Genomic DNA, 16,106 nt, shown 5'->3' with positions numbered 1-16,106 from the left:
CGGCCGGCACGGCCGGTGAAAAGGTTTCAGCCCGGGAAGGTCTCCTCTTGAAGCAGCTCATATTCGTGGCCGGCCTGCCCCGCAGCGGCGGGTCCCTGGTCAACCGGATCTTCGACGGCCATTCCCAGATAGCCGCTTATCCCAGCGAGGCCCGCTTCACCCCGGGGGACGGTTTTTGGGCCGCCTACGACGGGGTGCGCACCCTGGAGGAGCTGCTGAAAAAGAGCGGCCGCCTGCGCAAGTTCCGGGCGGTGGTGGCGGGCAAGAAGGGCAAGGCCCGGCACCTGCCCTTCGACGCCGCCAAGTTCGAGCGCGGCCTGCAACAAAAGGTGGACCCTCCCCTGCCCTGCGAGGAGGCTATCAACCGCGTCTCCGAGGTGTTTTTCAACTCCATCGCCGACCCCGCCTTCGCGGGCAGCTACGACCGGGCCCGCTTCATAAGCTGGCATGCATCCAACGGCCATTTCGGGGCCAAGCAGCTCTTGGACTTCACCGCCGATTCCAAGGTGGTGCACATCATCCGCTCGCCCTTTGACACCATCTCCAGCATGGTGGCCTACCGGCGGAGCTACGCCATAAACCCGGCCATGGAGGCCCTGCTCTGGAACGACTCGGTGGCCCGGGCCTTGCTGGGCCGTGGGCAATACCCCGGGCGCTATTACATCTTGCGCTACGAGGACCTGACCTCCGCCCCCCGGGAGAGCATCGCCAAGCTGACCGATTTTCTGGACCTACCCTTGGAGAAGGCCCTGTACGAGCCCTCGGCGGCGGGGAAAGCCTGGACGGGCAACAGCTCCTTTCAAAAGCTCTCGGGCATCAGCCCCAAGTCCATCGGCCGCTTTGCCCAGACCCTCTCCGCCCAAGACGTGGACCTCATAAGCCAGGTCTGCGCCGACCTCATGGCCAAGACCTGCTACAGCGCCGAGTCCCCCTATTTCGACCCCGCGGTGGACCCCAACCTGCTGGAGCCGGAGCCGGACGAGCTGCTGACCATCTGCGAGCAATATTTCCACGCCTATGATCACCTGCGCCGCATGCCGATCCGCCAAATGGACCGGGCCGGGTCCGGGCCCAAGCGGCTATACGCCCGGGTGGCCAACCGTATCTATACCGCCATGGTGAGAAAGTCGGCCTACTTCTGGCGTTGAATATCGCCGCCTCTGGGCGGGCCGCGTCGCTGTTTTGCCGGCTCTTAGCCTGAGGGCGGACCCAACCCTTCTGATATGATAAAATTTGTCAATTCGCGGCTGGGGGATGCGCGCCTCCCGGCCGCCGTATCGCTTTTGTTTGAAAGGAAGTCGACCTCATGGACGAGTTGAAACCACCGCAGAGACTGCTTCTGGGCCCCGGCCCCTGCAACGTGCCCTATCGGGTGCTTCGCGCCATGTCCACACCCCTGGTGGGCCACCTGGACCCCCTGTTCATGCAGATGATGGACGAGGTGTGCTCGATGCTCCGGGACACCTTCCAGACCACCAACCAGATGACCTTCCCGGTGAGCGGCACGGGCAGCGCGGGCATGGAAGCCTGCTTCGTGAATCTCTTGGAGCCGGGCGACACCGCGGTGGTGTGCATCAACGGCGTGTTCGGCACCCGCATGGCCGACGTGGCCGAGCGCTGCGGGGCCAAGGTGATCAAGGTGGAGGCCGAGTGGGGCGGGCCCCTGGACCAGGCCGCGATCATCGACACCCTCAAGGCCCATCCCGAGGCCAAGCTCTGCGCCATCGTCTACGCCGAGACCTCCACCGGCGTGCTCCAGCCCATCCAGGAGATCGGCGCCTACCTCAAGGACAAGGACACCCTGTTCCTGGTGGACGCGGTGACCGCCCTGGGCGGGGTTGAGCTCAAGCTCGACGAGTGGGGCATCGACGCCTGCTACAGCGGCACCCAGAAGTGCCTGGCCGTGCCTCCCGGGCTGGCCCCGGTGAGCTTCGGGCCCAAGGCCCTGGAGGTCTTGAAGTCTCGCAAGAGCAAGGTGCAGAGCTGGTATCTGGACCTGACCATGCTCATGAAGTACTGGGGCTCCGAGCGGCTCTACCATCACACCGCGCCCATCACCATGATCTACGGCCTGCGCGAGGGCCTCAGGATCATCCAGGAAGAGGGCCTGCAAAACCGCATCGAGCGCCACGCCGCCGCGGCCGAGCACCTGCGCAAGGGCCTGGCCGAGATGGGCTTCAGCTTCTGGGCGGCCGAGGGCTATCGCCTGCCGCCCCTGACCAGCGTGTTCCCGCCCGATGGCTGGGACGTTGAAGGCATCCGCAAGCAGCTGCTGGCGGACTACGACATCGAGCTGGGCGGCGGCCTGGGGCCGGTGGCCGGCAAGATCTGGCGTATCGGCCTGATGGGCGAGAACGCCTGTGTGCAAAAGGTCGCGGTGCTTCTCCGCGCCCTGGCCGACTTCGCCTAGGAGGTAATCGAGACATGGCCCCTCAGTTGCAAGGCATCATTCCCCCCATGGCCACGCCCTTCACCAAGGACGAGGAGCTGGACCTGGCCGCGCTCAAGGCCAACGTAAGCGCCTGGAACAGCACCGGCCTGGGCGGCTATCTGGCGGTGGGCTCTAACGGCGAGTCGGTGTTCATGAGCCAGGACGAGCAGGACCAGGTTGTGGCGGCCACGGCCGAAGCCGCCGCCGAGGACAAGCTGGTCATGGCGGGCACCGGCCGCGAGTCCACCCGCGAAACCATCAAGGCCACGGCGCGGGCGGCCGAGATGGGGGCCCACTGCGCCCTGGTGGTGACGCCCTGCTACTTCAAGGGCCAGATGAAGCCCGCCAACCTGAGCGCCCACTATCTGCGCGTGGCCGAAGCGGCGACCATCCCGGTGCTGCTCTATAACGTGCCTCAGGCCACGGGCGTGAACATGGAGCCCGAGACCGTGGCGGCCATGGCCGGCCACCCCAACATCGCGGGCATCAAGGACTCCTCGGGCAACATCGCCCAGCTCAGCGAGATCATCCGCCAGACCCAGGGCGAGGACTTCAAGATCTTCGTGGGCAACGCCGAGGTGGTCTACTCCGCGGCCAGCCTGGGGGCCGACGGCGCCATCCTGGCGGTGAGCAACGTGATGCCCGCGCGCTGCGTGGAGCTGTTCGAGGCGGCCAAGAAGGGCGACCACGCCCGGGCCAAGCATTTGCAATGGCGCATCGCCAAGCTGGCGGCCCTGGTGACGCGGGTCTACGGCGTGGGCGGGCTCAAGGTCACCATGGAGATGGCGGGCTACGCCGGCGGCGCGGTGCGCATGCCCCTGGCCCTGCCCGGCGAGTCGGTGATCGAGGAGCTACGGGCCGAGCTGGCCTTCGCCTCCGCCGACTAAAAAAAAGGAGGGCCCCATGCGCTTTCGCTACCCCGGCATGAGGCCCTGGGCCACCCCGGCCCAGCGCTCGGTGGTCATGGCCCCCCGGGGCATGGCCGCCTCCAGCCAGCCCCTGGCCACCCGGGCCGGGGTGCGGGTTTTGGAAAACGGGGGCAACGCGGTGGACGCCGCCGTGGCCATGGTGGCGGTGCTCAGCGTGGTGGAGCCCTACTCGGTGGGCATCGGGGGCGACTGCTTCGCCCTGTGCGCCCTGGACGGGGGCAGCCGCATCGTGGGGCTCAACGGCTCGGGCCGCTCGGCGGCCGGGGCCGATCCCGGCCAGATCCTCTCCCAAGGACACCATAAAATCCCCACCCGCCACGGCGCCGCGGTGACCACGCCCGGCGCCCTGGCCGGGTGGGCCGATCTGGTGGCCGCCCACGGCACCATGGGCCTGGACACCCTCTTGGCCCCGGCCATCGGCTACGCGGCGCAAGGCTTCCCGGTGAGCGAGGTCATCGCCGGAGAATGGGCCGCCTTCCGCGACCACCTGGCCGCCGATCCCGACTCGGCCGCCGCCTACCTGGTCGAGGGCCATCCGCCTCAGGCGGGGCAGATGTTCGTCAACCCCGGCCTGGCCCGCACCCTCAAGCTCATCGCCGAGCAAGGCCCCGAGGTCTTTTATCAAGGCGAGCTGGCCGAGGCCATGAGCGCCTGCGTGCAAAAGGCCGGAGGCTGGCTCGGCGTGGAGGACCTGGCCGCCCACCGCTCCGAGTGGGTGGAGCCGATCATGCTGGGCTACCGGGGCTGGACCGTCCTGGAGCTGCCGCCCAACGGGCAGGGGATCACCGCCCTGGAGATCCTGAGCATCCTGGAGGGATACGAGCTGGCCGCCCTGGAGCCCTCGGGCGCGGACAAGGCCCACCTCATGGCCGAGGCCATCAAGATCGCCTTTGAGGACCGCAACCGCTACGTCACCGACCCGGCCTTCGCGCGCGCGCCGGTGGAGCAGCTACTCTCCCCGCAATACGCCGAGCAGTGCCGGGCGCGCATCGACCCGGAGCGAGCCCTGCCCCTGGAGGGCGCGGCCCCTCCCCTGGGCAGCGACACGGTCTACCTCTGCGCCGGGGACGAGGCGGGCAACGCGGTCAGCTTCATCAGCAGCATCTTCACGCCCTTCGGCAGCGGCCTGGTGCCGGTTGACACCGGCATCCTCCTGCACTGCCGGGGCATCTCCTTTGCCCTGGACCAGGCCCACGCCAATTGCCTGGAACCGGGCAAGCGGCCTCTGCACACCATCATCCCGGGCATGCTCCTGGACCAGGGCCGTTTGGCCGCCGCCTTCGGGGTCATGGGCGGAGACATGCAGCCCCAGGGCCACGCCCAGCTTTTGGTGAATCTCATCGACCACGGCCTGAATTTGCAGCAGGCCCTGGACGCGCCCCGCCTGCGCTGCATGGACCGCAAAGGGGTGTATCTGGAGGAGGGCTTCGCGCCCGAGGTGGCCGCCGAGCTGGAGCGCCGGGGGCATCTGCTGGACTGGACCGACTACACCATCAACCAGGTGGGCGGCGGCCAGATCGTGTGGCGCGACCAGGAGCAGGGTGTTTGGCTGGGGGCCAGTGACCGCCGCAAGGACGGCATGGCTCTGGGTTATTAGCGCCGGCTTCGCCAGACAATTCAACCGCCGGCTTCGCCAGGCAGTGCTATACGGCGTCGCGGCCCGCGCTCGTTTCCTCGGCGTATTGACATATACGCCTGCGGAACTCGCTTGGCCGCGCCTGGTCTAACCCTCCCTGGCTGTGCCGGTGACGACCTAGATTAATCGCAAAACAAAAAGCAGGCTTCCCGCGCATGGGTAGCCTGCTTTCTTTTTCTCTAAAGGCCAAGGGCACAGTCAGCCGCTGGAAGACAAGGCGTCTGGCGAGCAGCAGCCGAGGCGTATTGATTAATACGTCGAGGCTGAAGCGCAGCCAATAACGCAGTATTCCAGTGGCTGACGAAGCCCGCTCGCTACCACCTACTTTTGTTTGGTGGCCAGGTAATACTCCCGCTGCAAATAAGTTTCGTCCTTGGGCTGTAGCTTGGCCGCCTTCTTGGCGTCGGCCAGGGCGGCCTTCAGCTTGCCCATCTTCTCGTAGGCAAAGGAGCGGTTGTAGTAGGCCTCGGCGTAGTCGGGCTTGAGCTTCAGGGCCGAGGCAAAGTCGGCCAGGGCGGCCTTGCGGCGTCCCAGGTCGTCGTTGGCGCTGCCCCGGTTGTTGTAGGCCACGGCCAGGTTGGCCGGGCTCAGGTCGCCGGCCTTGATGGCCTTGCCATAGTGCTTTACCGCGGTCTTGAACTGGCCCTTGGACGCGGCGCGGTTGCCGGCCACGATCTCTTCCTTGCCGCCGGCCAATGAGGGCGCGGCCAGGCACAGGCCCAGGAGCAACAGCGGGATCAACAGGGAGCTCAGGCGGCGAAAGGCGGTCATGGGGCCTCCTTGCGGGGTGGGTGTAAGCGTTTGGCTTTCAATTATAATAGGTCGGCCCGGGCTTGTCTTCCGGGTCCCTCGCCGCGCAAACGAAAACCACCTGTCCCGCCCGGGTCATGGGGCGGGAAGCAGGTGGAGGCGATGCGGATACGGAGTTGCGGAAGCTTAGTCTACCGGCACCAGTCTCCAAGCGTTGGAGCGGCCGCGCGGTTTTTCCAGGCTGAACTTGCTGCCGGCCTTGGCGCCGGTTTTGTCGCTGAAGTCGGTCACGGTGAGGCGGCCGGTGGAGGTGACCTTGTACACCTCGGGCTTGGCGGCCTGCTTGGCGGGGGCGGTTTCCTGCTTGATCTTGCCGGATTCCACCATGGCCATCTTCAGTTGCTGGGCGAACTCCACCGAAGTCATGGCTTTATTTTTATAAGCCAGCTTTTCGCGGATCTCCTGCTCGGAGACGCCGTCGCCCACCATCTTCAGCAGCTTTTTTCTATCCTCCGGACTCCATTTCGATTTCCTGGCCAATTTTCTCTCCTTTATTGAAGGGGCAGGTTTAAATTGCGAACCGACAAATATATTTGCAGTATATTCAAAACCAGGCTTATAGGCAATAGAGCAACAAGAAAAATCCTAGATATTAACTTTTACCCCGGCAGATTTTTGAGGGTATCAATTGTTTTATTTTGGCGATATGTGTGTTTAGTTGTTTTTTTACAACCCATCCCGCCCAAGCCACTGCCCCAGTGGAAAAGACTATCATTTATATGTATTTCGGCGCATTTTTGCCGCCGCCCGGCGTTCCATTTTTGCAACAAAACCACGGCGTTTACGATATTTGCAGGCGTATCATATTGATTTTAATTATAAACCATTCGCACTCGATAATGATCCCTACAATTACCAGATGATTTGGTGAATAACAGCTCATAAAGGCGAGGCCGGGCCAAGGGGGCATTTCGCGTTACCCCGCGAGACGAAGCGACCCGTTCAAGCCACGTCCACCCACGCCTTGCGGGTGCGCGGGCCGTCGAACTCCATGAAGAAAATGCCCTGCCAGGTGCCCAGGGACAGGCGGCCATCTTCCACCGGCAGGCGCACCGTGGCCCCCAGCAACACGCTCTTCAGATGCGCCGCCGAGTTGCCTTCCATGTGGCGGTAATCGCCGCGCCAGGGAATTAGCTTGTCCAGGGTGGCTATGATGTCGCTAAGCACCGCCGGGTCCGCCGCCTCGTTTACCATCACCGCGGCGGTGGTGTGGGGCACGAAAACCTCGCACCATCCCCGGCGCACTCCGGAGGCGGCCACGATCTTTTGCACCTGGCGGGTGATGTCCACGCCCTCGGCATGGTCCTGGGTCTTTACGCTAATGCGCTCCATGTTTCTCTCCCGGGTTGAATTGATTCATTGTAGCCAATGGGCGCGCTCTCCGGCCAGGCGGGCCGCTCGCCAAAAAAATCGGCCCTTGCCTCCGCGGCCGCATACGTGGCAGCCTGGGTTCTCAAGCAGGCACGGTTCCCTTCGGGGGGCCGTGCCGCCGCATTTATCCCCCACGGCCAAGGAAGTGTCTTTTGCTTTCGGGAATCAAGACCTACAGCGACCGCTGGTACGGCGGCTACGCCTTCCAGGGGGCGGCCGTGCTGGGTGTGGCCCCCATTCTCATCCCGCTCATCGTGGCCAAGCTGGGCAGCAACTCCGCCGCCGGCGAGGTGGTGGCCGCCTTCTATCTGGGCCAGCTCACCGCCCCCCTGTGGGGTTGGATCACCGACCGCGGCGGCTGGCACCGTCTGGTCTACTCCCTGGGCTACGTGCTTTTGGCCCTGGGGCTGGGGGCCTTCGCCCTCACCCACAACCTGGCCTTCTGGCTGGTGCTGGCCTTTGTGCAGGGGGCCGGCGCGGCGGCCACCAACACCGTGGCCGCCATGTTCATCGTGGAGTTCAAGCCCAAGGAGCAATGGGACCCGCGCATCGGATGGTTGCAGACCTTCTACGGCACCGGGCAGGCCCTGGGCCTGGGCCTGGCCGCCGCCTTGCAGGCCGCGCCCCTGTGGGGCATGGGCCTGGCCGCCGCCCTGATGGTGCCGGGCTACATCCTGGGGCGCATGGGCCTTCCTCCGGAGAAGGATCGCCGCAAGGTCGCCACCGCCTCTTTCCAGACCCACGTCCTGCGCACCCCCCGCCATGCCTACAACCCACTGCACCACAGCCTGGGTCTGTCCCTGCGGGGCATCAAGGGCCTGGTCCGGGAATGGGACGGCCCCTTCGGTCTGTTCATCCTGAGCTGGGTGCTGACCATGCTAGGCACCTGGATGGTCTACAACCTCTATCCCCTGCTGATGAAGGACCTCTACGGGGTGGACGCGGGCATGAGCTCCCTGTCCTACGCCATCGCCGCCACCCTGGGCATCTTCGCCTACGCCCCTTCCGGAATCCTGGCCGAAAAGATCGGCGACGGGCCGGTGCTGGTCATCGGCATCCTCATGACCCTGGTCTCCATGCTGGGCATGTCTTTCCTGGCCTACGTGCACACCGGGGACAACTGGCTGCTGAGCCAGGCGGCGTTTGTGTTCATGCCCGTGGCCTGGTCGCCCTTGATCGTGGCCGGCACCGCCTACGCCGCCCAGCTGGCCACCATGCCCGAGGGCAACGCCCTGGGGGTGTACAACTCCTCCACCGCGGTGGGCTCGGTGCTGGGGGCCCTGGCCGCGGGCTGGCTCTCGGACGCCTGGGGCTATGGGGTGGTGATGATCGGGGCCAGCGCCCTGACCATCGCCGGGCTGGCCCTGTTGGCGGGCTTGCTCTGGAAGCAGCGGGGCCAAGGCGGGAAGCAAGCAGCCAAGGCGCAAGCCTGAAAGGCCCCCAAGCCGCGTTGCGCCTCGTAGGTGGGGCTTATTCCGCTGGTTTAGGCTTGTTGTCCAGGGCCCGGCGCACCGCCTCGGCCAGCTCGCGGACCACCAGGGGCTTGTTCAGCACCGCGCTCACCCCCAGGCGCTCCAGCCACTGGTCGTCGATCCGGCGGTTGAAGCCGCTGCAGATGATCACCGGGGTGCCGGGGCTCAGGTTGGCGATCTTGCCGGCCAGGTCCTGGCCGGTCATCTTGGGCATGGTGTAGTCGCTCACTACCAGGTCGAATCCCTCCGGCGTGGCGGCAAAGGCCTCCCAGGCCGCCTTGGGCGAGGTGAAGGACTCCACCCGGTAGCCGATATGGCCCAGCACCCGGGCCCCCAGATCGGCCAGGGCCGGCTCGTCGTCCACGAACAGAATCCGTTCGTCGCCGCCCAACTCCATGGGCAGGGCCTCCGGCACCTTCTCCTGTTCCACCCCGCCGTACACCGGCAGATACACGTGGAAGGTGGTGCCCTGGCCGAGCTCGCTGTACACCGTCACCGCCCCGCCGTGGGCGGCCACGATGCCGTGCACCACGGCCAGGCCCATGCCGGTGCCCTGGTGGGGCTCCTTGGTGGTGAAGAAGGGCTCGAAGATGCGGCCCTTGATCTCGGGGGGGATGCCCGGGCCGTCGTCGTTCACGCACAGGCGCAAATATGACCCCGCCTCCAGATCCGCGTAGCCCGCCGCGCTTTCCCGGTCCAGCTCCACCCGGTCCAGGGACAGCTCCAGCTGCCCGCCCTCGTCTTCCATGGCCTGGGCCGCGTTGGTGCACAGGTTCATGATGAGCTGGTGCATCTGGGTGGGATCGGCGTCCACCTGCTCCTTGGCCAGGGGCTCGTGGAGCACCATCTCCACCGTGGCGGGCACCGTGGCCCGGAGCAGCCGGAAGGTCTCCTGGATCACCGGGGTGAGGCCCATGGGCGAGCGCGGCTCCTGGCTGCGCCGCGCGAAGGACAGTATCTGGCGCACCAGCACCCGGGCCCGTTCGCTGGCCGCGAGCACCTGGTCCAGGTCCGGCAGGGCCCGGCTGCGCGGAGACACCTCGCTCCTGGCCAGTTCGGTGTAGCCCATGATAGCGGCCAGAATGTTGTTGAAGTCGTGGGCGATGCCCCCGGCCAGGGTGCCCAGGGCCTCCAGCTTTTGGGACTGCAAGAGCTGGCCCTCCAGGCGCGCCCGCTCCTGCTCCTCTTTTCTTATCTGGGTCAGGTCGTCGTAAATGGCCACCACCTCGCCGCTGGGCAGCTTGCACACGTAGTTTTCCACCCACAGCGAAAGGTTCTCGTCCTCGTAGAGCGTGGCGGGGTGGTGCTCCGGCCGGCCGCTGGCCCACACCCGCTGAAACACCTGCAACAGGCCCAGGTCGTTGATCCTGGGGAAGACCTCACGCACCTCGGCCCCGATGACCTGCTCCAGCGCGTGCCCGGCCATGCGCAGGCCGGCGGGGTTGATGTCCTGGAAGAAGAACTCGCGCCCGTCGGGAGACACGCGGTAGATGGCCACCCCGGAGCTCATGTTGTTGAACAGCTCCCGGAAGCGCACCTCGCGCTCGCGGCGCTCCTTCTCGGCCTGCTTGCGCCCGCTTATGTCGCGGTCCATGGCCAGGATGAAGCGCTCGCCCTCCAGGGCCACGATCCCGGCGCTGATCTCCAGGGGGAAGGTGCTGCCGTCCTTGCGGCGGTGCTCCACCTCGTCGAGCACCCACTCGCCGGACAGGATGCGCTCCATGCGGCCCGGCTTGTGCTCCACCACCAGGTCGCTGACCTTCATGCCGATCAGCTCGGAGACCTCGTAGCCATGCAGGACGGCGGCCGCCTGGTTGGCCGCGAGGATGGTGCCCGCCTCCTCGCCGTCGGCGGCCATGAGCAGGATGGCGTCCCCCGCCCGGTCGAACATGGCGGCGTAGAGCGCCTCGGAGCGCAGCCGGGCCTGCTCGGCCCGCTTCTGCTCGGTGATGTCGATGAGCACCCCGTCCAGGCAAAAAAACGCACCCTGCTCGCCGCGCACCTCGGAGCCCTTTTCGAAGATCCAGCGCTGCCCGCCCCCGGCATGATTCACCCGGTACTCGAGGGTAAAGGGGCGCCCCGCTTCCAGGGCCGCCTCCACCTCGGCCCGCACCCGGGCCTGGTCCTCGGGGACGATCAGCGATTCGTAGGAGCGCACCCGGTTGCCGATGAAGTCTTCGGCCGGGTAGCCGGTGACCTCCTCTATGCTCTCGGAAACGTAGATCATGGTCCAGTCGGCGTCGTGGAAGCAGCGGTACACCGCGCCGGGCACGTTTTGCACCAGGGTGCGGAAGCGCTCCTCGGCCTCGCGGATGGCGGCCTCGTCGCGCTTGCGCCGGGTCACGTCGGTGGCCATGGACAGGACCAGGCGGCGGCCGTCGGGCAGGTTGCCCAAGGGGGCGGAGGAGAAGTCCCAGACGACCTGCTGGCCGTCGGCGGTGCGGATGGTGAACTCTCCCTGGCGCTGGGGTCCGGTGAGGTTATGGTGCAAATCGCTGACCACCTGGTCCACCTTGGCCCAGTCCTCGCCGTAGGCCAGCCGTAGCCAGTGCTCCAGCGTGTCCAATTGCTCGGCGCTGTAGCCGGTAAGGCGGGTCCAGGCCTGGTTCACCTGGACCACCTCGCCGCCCTCGGCGTGGAGCATGATGGGCAGCGGGGCGCTCATGATGGCCCGGCGGAACTGGGACTCGCTCTCGGCCAGGGCCCGCTCCATGCGGCGGCGGTCGCTGATGTCCAGCCCAACCCCCATCACCCCGGTGAGGCGGCCGTCCAGGTCGTGCATCGGCGCGATCACCTGTTGCAGGTGCAGGGACTTGCCGTTGTGGGTGAAGTCCACCTCCGCGGCGCGTTCCACTTCTCGCGCCAGCACGTCCGCGGCCAGCAGGGGGGTCAGGCCCTCTTGGTCGGCGAACACCTGTTCCACCGTGAGCTGGAGCAGGATCTGGTCCAGGGGGCGGCCGGCCAGGGCTTCGGCCAGGGGGGCGGCAGCGGGATTGACAAAGGTGAGCATCAGGTTCAGGTCGGCCATCCACAGCACCGCGGGGATGTGGTCCTTGAGCGAGGTGGCCTCGCCCACCAGGCCGCTGAGCATGGCCCTGAGGTTGGCCGCCAGGCGTCCCAGGTCGTCATCGGCCTGGTAGGAGACCGGCTCGGCCGGGCGGCCCGAGGCCATGGCCTCGGACAGGGCGGCCACCTGGGACAGGGGGCGCGTGATGGAGCGGCCCAGCCAAAAGGCCAGCAACCCTGCCATGAGCACCGCCACCACCACCGCAGCGGCCAGCATCCATTTGGCCTGGCGCAGACTCTCCTGAGACTTGTCTATGTAAAAGTCGGCCTTTTGGAAGGCGAATTGCCTGATCACCTGGGTGGCGGCCTGGCATGCCTTGGACATGGGCCGGTTTTTCAGCCGGAGAAGCTCCAGCGCCTGGCTGCTCTCGCCGTCCAGCACCAGGCGCGACACCCGGTCGTGCAGGCCCATCCAGCGGGCGTACAACTCCCGGGCCTGGGCCACGTCCTTGCGCGGGCCCAGGTAGCGCTCCGCGATGAGCGCCAGGTCCTGCTCCACCTTGCGGTGCACCGCATTCAGACGGTTGACCACATTCCGCTGGGAGACCGGGTTCTCCACGGCCATCATCTGGTCCAGGAAAACCTGCATGCGCACCGAGTTGGTTTCCAGGCGCTGGGTGGCGTTGCTGACCGTGAAGGGATGCTTGTACATGGAGCGGTTGATGCGGCTGACCCGGTTCACCGCGTACAGGCCCAAAAGGCCCACGATGAACAGCAGGGTCAACAGGACGACGAATCCCCAGCGCAGGCGGGATGAAATTTTGAAACGCGAATACAAGCCTGGACGGTCCTCTCGGCCGCGCGACGATGGATTAGCGCGGGCAGCAGGCATCGCGTGGCGGCGCGCGTCCCAGGCGCGGACCACGGCCATAAGCCCAAATCGGACTTATATTACTTAATTTTGGCACAAGGCCCGCAAGCAAACAACGGCCATTATTTTAACCTGGCGATTTAAACCATTCTAATTACCCAACAGTTTGGTTCTCCCCTACAGGGAGACCAGGGGCAGGTCCTGGCCGCAGGACGCGCAGCTCTCTTGGGGAGCCTGGTGCTGGTGGCCGCAGCCGGCGCAGGCCAGGGTCACCGGCGAGGTAGCGACCTCCATCTTGATGGCGGTGCGCTCCCCCACCTGGATGGCCCCCTTGGGCTTGGTGCCCTTCACCTCCAGGAGCATCCCCCGGAAGGCCACCCGGTCGTCGGGGCTGATGGTGCGCCCCTTGATGGCGCTCCAAAACTCCTGTCCCTGGCTTTGCAGGGCCGGGGCGTCGTCCTGGTGAATCTGCAACTTCAGCTTCTTGCCCGGTTGGGCCTGGGTGTCCCGCATGATCGCACCTCCTTGGCGGGTTGGCGGCCGCCGGCGGCGGGCCCGGAGACGCAAAGGGGGCGTAAAACTGGGAAGCTTGGGAGGCTGGCGGGGCCTCCCGCCGCGGCGGGTGGGGGCGGTGTCGTTCAACGGAGGATGCGGACAAGAAAGGCGGACAGCAAGCGGCGCGCGATCAGCCCAGGGAACGGCAACAGGCGAATACCGCGTCCCCGGCGGGCAGGACGGTTCCCGGCCCGCCGGATGACCGTATTTGGTTGTTAATTAAATTAGTAGCATACGAACCGTGGGAAAATAAAGAGGGCCTTACCCGGCCGGGCCCAGGCCGCCCCTATTCCTTTATCTCCATGCGCGCCTTGACCACCCGGTCCCCGCCGTCCTTCTTGGCCTCATACATGGCCACGTCGGCCCGCCGCACCAGCTGGTCGCCCTTTTCGCCCGGGGCCAACTGGGCCAGGCCGATGCTCATGGTCACCGGGGGCAGCTCATCGCCCAGGTAGGCCATTTTGGCGGCCCACTGCTCCCGGAAGGAGCGGGTGAAGCGCTCCATGGCCAACCGGCCCTGGTCGACGTTGGTCTCCACCATGATGAAGGCGAACTCGTCGCCTCCCAGGCGAAAAGCCTGGTCCAGGTTGCGCAGCGCCTGTTTCATGACCTGCCCCACCAGGCGCAGGATGTGGTCGCCCTCCTGATGGCCGTAGGTGTCGTTGAAGGGCTTGAAGGAGTCCAGATCGAAAAAGGCCAGGGTAAGGGGACGGCCGTAGCGGATGGTGCGATCCACCTCCAGGCCCAGGGTGACGTGGAAGTGGCGGCGATTGTACAGACTGGTGAGGCTGTCGGTGATGGAGTGGCGGCGCAGCTCCGTCTCCAGCTCCTTGCGGGCGCTCATGTCGTGGAAAAAACCCACCGAGCCGATCTCTTGTCCGTCTTCGAGGAGCAGGGTGGCCGAAAGCCGGATGGGGACCTTGCGGCCCCCCGCGCCAGACACCTCCACCTCCATGCCGTCCAAGACGCCTACCCCACCGAACTCGCTACCGTATAAGGCCTTTTTCACCTTGCGGGCCAACTCGGGCGGCTCGTAGACCTGGGTGATGGACAGCTTGCCCAGCACTCGGGAGGCGGGCAGGCCGGTCAGCTTTTCCGCGCCCTGGTTGAAGATGACCACCGTGCCTCCGCGGTTGACCCCGATGATGCCATCCGGACAAGAGCTGATCAGCCTCTCCACGAACTCATTAGTGGTAACCATTCGTTTCCCCTGCGGATTGGTCAACAAGCCGATGCCTCTCCCCTGCTGCGCCCCGCCAGGCCTGCGCCGGTTATTCGGATATCCGATTGAAACCGCCGCGCATTATAGCATGACCGGTTTCGCCTGGGGAGATATCGTGATTTCCCCAAGAAAAGCCCGGCCCCGGTGGGAGAACCGGGGCCGGGCGGCGCTAGGGATAGGGATATGGGTCATGCCCTCCGGCGCGCCGGGTTGTAAGCGCGCCGGGGGCGGGGTGACGTTTTAGGCGGGCAGGGTTATGTGAGGCAGCTTACTCAGGGCCTCGTCCACCATCTTCTGGGGATACTCGTAGTTGCTCAGCTGGCCGGCCAGGAAGGCGTCGTAGGCGCTCATGTCGAAGTGGCCGTGGCCCGAGAGGTTGAACAGGATGGTCTTTTCCTTGCCCTCTTCCTTGGCCTGGAGCGCCTCGATCACCGCGGCCCGGATGGCGTGGGTGGACTCGGGCGCCGGGATGATGCCCTCGGAGCGGGCGAACATGAGCCCGGCCTCGAAGCACTCCAGCTGAGGCACCGCGATGGCCTCGATGAGCTCGTCTTCCTTCAGGCGGCTGACCAGGGGGCTCATGCCGTGATAGCGCAGGCCGCCGGCGTGGATACCCGGGGGCACGAAGGTGTGGCCCAGGGTGTGCATCATCACGATGGGGGCCAGGTGGGCCATGTCGCCGTAGTCATAGGCATAGATGCCCTTGGTCACCGTGGGGCAGGAGGCGGGCTCCACCGCCAGGATGCGCACGTCCATGCCGCCGATCTTCTCGCGCACGTAGGGGAAGGCCAGGCCCGCGAAGTTGGAGCCGCCGCCGATGCAGCCGATGACCACGTCGGGCTTCTCGCCGATCTTTTTCATCTGCCTGATGGCCTCTTCGCCGATCACCGTCTGGTGCAGGCACACGTGGTTGAGCACCGAGCCCAGGGAGTAGTTGGTGTCGTCGTGGCTCACCGCGTCTTCCACCGCCTCGGAGATGGCCAGGCCCAGGGAGCCGGGGTGATCCGGGTTTTGGGCCAGGGCCGCGCGGCCCGACTCGGTCTGGTCGCTGGGGCTGGCGAAGATCTCGGCGCCCCAGGTGTTGATCATGGACTTGCGGTAGGGCTTCTGGTTGTAGCTGACCCGAACCATGTACACCCGGCAGTCCAGGCCGAACATCTGGCAGGCCAGGCTCATGGCGCTGCCCCACTGGCCGGCGCCGGTCTCGGTGGCGATGCGCTTGATGCCCTCTTTTTTGTTGTAGTAGGCCTGGGGCACCGCGGTGTTGGGCTTGTGGGAGCCCGCCGGGGAGACCGACTCGTTCTTGAAATAGATCTTGGCCGGGGTGTCCAGGGCCTTTTCCAGGTTGCGGGCGCGCATCAGGGGAGTGGGCCGCCACAGGGCCAAGACCTGCATCACCTCTTCGGGGATGTCGAAGAAGGGCGCCGGGCTCATCTCCTGCTCCAACAGGGCCATGGGGAAGATGACGTTCATCTGCTCCGGGGTGGCGATCTCCATGGTGGCCGGATGGAAGGGCGGGGCCAGCGGGGTGGGCAGGTCGGCCTGCACGTTGTACCAGCGCTTGGGCATCTCCTGCTCGTCGAGTAAGACCTTTACCTGCTCCATGACTCTCTCCTTGTACTCCTGACGAATCGTTTCAACTGAAAACAGGGCCTAAAAACAGCCGCGGGCCCTGGGGCCCGCGGCGCGGCTGCTAGCTGAGTTGCTTCAGAGCGCGGACGGACCCCGGCCGGGCGGCTGCCAGCGCCACCAGAGATGCTTTTCACGGCTAGGATTTTGCTTGCTCATCAGCACTCCTTTTGG

General features: G+C 65.9%; 12 protein-coding genes. 5 read left to right on the top strand and 7 right to left on the bottom strand.

Annotated elements, in window-relative coordinates; genetic code table 11:
* Positions 1 to 47 precede the first annotated feature (47 nt).
* The 4 genes from KQH53_18320 to ggt all read left to right on the top strand — a co-directional run bounded on the left by KQH53_18320 (position 48) and on the right by ggt (position 4,957).
* Complete coding sequence (locus tag KQH53_18320; GenBank protein ID MCB2228638.1) at positions 48 to 1,148, top strand: sulfotransferase; 1,101 nt, start codon at positions 48 to 50, stop codon at positions 1,146 to 1,148.
* Between the two features lie 158 nt (positions 1,149 to 1,306).
* Positions 1,307 to 2,410, top strand: a complete 1,104-nt coding sequence (locus KQH53_18315; GenBank protein ID MCB2228637.1) for an alanine--glyoxylate aminotransferase family protein — start codon at positions 1,307 to 1,309, stop codon at positions 2,408 to 2,410.
* 14 nt (positions 2,411 to 2,424) lie between these two features.
* Complete coding sequence (gene dapA, locus KQH53_18310) at positions 2,425 to 3,318, top strand: 4-hydroxy-tetrahydrodipicolinate synthase (protein MCB2228636.1); 894 nt, start codon at positions 2,425 to 2,427, stop codon at positions 3,316 to 3,318.
* A 16-nt stretch (positions 3,319 to 3,334) separates the two neighbouring features.
* Positions 3,335 to 4,957 (top strand): gamma-glutamyltransferase, encoded by a 1,623-nt coding sequence (ggt, locus tag KQH53_18305; protein ID MCB2228635.1) that lies wholly within the window; start codon positions 3,335 to 3,337, stop codon positions 4,955 to 4,957.
* Between the two features lie 360 nt (positions 4,958 to 5,317).
* Here the strand turns inward: ggt and KQH53_18300 are convergent, their stop codons facing one another.
* The 3 genes from KQH53_18300 to KQH53_18290 form a co-directional block, all read right to left on the bottom strand.
* Entirely contained in the window at positions 5,318 to 5,767 is a 450-nt protein-coding gene (locus tag KQH53_18300) for a tetratricopeptide repeat protein (GenBank protein ID MCB2228634.1), read from the bottom strand.
* Positions 5,768 to 5,932: 165 nt separating this feature from the next.
* Positions 5,933 to 6,286, bottom strand: a complete 354-nt coding sequence (locus tag KQH53_18295) for a hypothetical protein (protein ID MCB2228633.1) — start codon at positions 6,284 to 6,286, stop codon at positions 5,933 to 5,935.
* A 462-nt stretch (positions 6,287 to 6,748) separates the two neighbouring features.
* A complete protein-coding gene (locus tag KQH53_18290; GenBank protein MCB2228632.1) occupies positions 6,749 to 7,138 on the bottom strand; it encodes a secondary thiamine-phosphate synthase enzyme YjbQ in 390 nt (129 codons plus the stop codon).
* A gap of 191 nt (positions 7,139 to 7,329) precedes the next feature.
* Here KQH53_18290 and KQH53_18285 point away from each other — a divergent pair, with 191 nt between their 5' ends.
* Complete coding sequence (locus tag KQH53_18285; protein ID MCB2228631.1) at positions 7,330 to 8,610, top strand: MFS transporter; 1,281 nt, start codon at positions 7,330 to 7,332, stop codon at positions 8,608 to 8,610.
* Between the two features lie 37 nt (positions 8,611 to 8,647).
* On the opposite strand, the gene KQH53_18280 is transcribed toward KQH53_18285, so the two are convergent.
* From KQH53_18280 to KQH53_18265, 4 genes are all read right to left on the bottom strand, one after another.
* Entirely contained in the window at positions 8,648 to 12,493 is a 3,846-nt protein-coding gene (locus KQH53_18280; protein MCB2228630.1) for a PAS domain S-box protein, read from the bottom strand.
* A gap of 210 nt (positions 12,494 to 12,703) precedes the next feature.
* Complete coding sequence (locus KQH53_18275) at positions 12,704 to 13,039, bottom strand: hypothetical protein (GenBank protein ID MCB2228629.1); 336 nt, start codon at positions 13,037 to 13,039, stop codon at positions 12,704 to 12,706.
* Positions 13,040 to 13,367: 328 nt separating this feature from the next.
* Positions 13,368 to 14,282: a sensor domain-containing diguanylate cyclase gene (locus KQH53_18270; protein MCB2228628.1), complete on the bottom strand. Its 915-nt coding sequence runs from the start codon at positions 14,280 to 14,282 to the stop codon at positions 13,368 to 13,370.
* Positions 14,283 to 14,543: 261 nt separating this feature from the next.
* Positions 14,544 to 15,908 (bottom strand): TrpB-like pyridoxal phosphate-dependent enzyme, encoded by a 1,365-nt coding sequence (locus tag KQH53_18265; GenBank protein MCB2228627.1) that lies wholly within the window; start codon positions 15,906 to 15,908, stop codon positions 14,544 to 14,546.
* Positions 15,909 to 16,106 lie beyond the last annotated feature (198 nt).

It is taken from the genome of Desulfarculaceae bacterium, assembly GCA_020444545.1.
GTDB lineage: Bacteria > Desulfobacterota > Desulfarculia > Desulfarculales > Desulfarculaceae > Desulfoferula.
Note: the sequence above shows the minus strand (reverse complement) of the source record. Positions and strands in the feature narration are given on the sequence as shown.

What these genes read in the sequence shown, in the direction of transcription:
- KQH53_18315 (MCB2228637.1), top strand. Translation starts at nt 1,307, where the DNA reads ATGGACGAGTTGAAACCACCGCAGAGACTGCTTCTGGGCCCCGGCCCC.
- dapA (MCB2228636.1), top strand. Translation starts at nt 2,425, where the DNA reads ATGGCCCCTCAGTTGCAAGGCATCATTCCCCCCATGGCCACGCCCTTC.
- ggt (MCB2228635.1), top strand. Translation starts at nt 3,335, where the DNA reads ATGCGCTTTCGCTACCCCGGCATGAGGCCCTGGGCCACCCCGGCCCAG.
- KQH53_18300 (MCB2228634.1), bottom strand. Translation starts at nt 5,767, where the DNA reads ATGACCGCCTTTCGCCGCCTGAGCTCCCTGTTGATCCCGCTGTTGCTC.
- KQH53_18290 (MCB2228632.1), bottom strand. Translation starts at nt 7,138, where the DNA reads ATGGAGCGCATTAGCGTAAAGACCCAGGACCATGCCGAGGGCGTGGAC.
- KQH53_18275 (MCB2228629.1), bottom strand. Translation starts at nt 13,039, where the DNA reads ATGCGGGACACCCAGGCCCAACCGGGCAAGAAGCTGAAGTTGCAGATT.
- KQH53_18270 (MCB2228628.1), bottom strand. Translation starts at nt 14,282, where the DNA reads ATGGTTACCACTAATGAGTTCGTGGAGAGGCTGATCAGCTCTTGTCCG.
- KQH53_18265 (MCB2228627.1), bottom strand. Translation starts at nt 15,908, where the DNA reads ATGGAGCAGGTAAAGGTCTTACTCGACGAGCAGGAGATGCCCAAGCGC.